Genomic DNA, 769 nt, shown 5'->3' on the forward strand with positions numbered 1-769 from the left:
CCGACACTGCGACCTGTTAGGCCCCTGATATGAGCGCACCCGCACCCGCCCGCCTGCCGGCCCGCATCGCCCGCGCCGCGGCACTCACGGTGCGCGGCGTGCTCGCCGCCGCTCTCGCCGTCTTCCTGCTCGCAGGACTGCCCTACGGCCTCGTGCGCTACATCGGCTGGCCCCTGCCGCACCACCTGCCCAGCCTCAGCCGGCTAGGCAACGACGTCACCACCCCGATCCTCGGCGACCAGGTCTACCTCGACGTCATCGCCATCGTCATCTGGCTGCTCTGGCTCCTGATCACCGTGTCCTTCGCGGCCGAGACCATCGCACTGATCCGCGGCGTCGAACTCCCGCCGCTGCCCGGACTGCGCCCGACCCAGACACTGGCCGTCATCCTTCTGACCGCCATCGGACTCACCGCCCTGATGGCGCGGGCCGCCGCCCCCGCCCAAGCCGCCACCACCCCACAGGTCCCGGCGCGAACACCCGCATCCACCGCGCCGCTAAGCACCGTGCAGATCGAGACTGCGGCGGCATCCGCCTCGAGCACGGACACGCAGGGCCCGTCGCCGGCCCACCCCACCGAGACGACGCACCTCGTCGTGACCGGGGACAACCTCTACGACATCGCCCGCGCCGACTACGGCCAGGGCGAGGACTGGAAAGTCCTCTACACGATCAACGCCGGACACACCCAACCCGACGGACAGAAACTCACCGATCCGAACCTGATCCGACCAGGCTGGGTCCTCGACACCATCGAGCCCGCCCAGAC

General features: G+C 70.4%; 1 protein-coding gene. It reads left to right on the forward strand.

The window, feature by feature from the left end:
• Nucleotides 1–29: 29 nt before the first annotated feature.
• On the forward strand, nt 30–769 hold a 740-nt coding region (locus KDK95_RS34835; RefSeq protein WP_212522621.1), incomplete at its 3' end, for a LysM peptidoglycan-binding domain-containing protein.

It is taken from the genome of Actinospica acidithermotolerans, from assembly GCF_018139625.1.
Classification (GTDB): Bacteria; Actinomycetota; Actinomycetes; order Streptomycetales; family Catenulisporaceae; genus Actinospica; species Actinospica acidithermotolerans.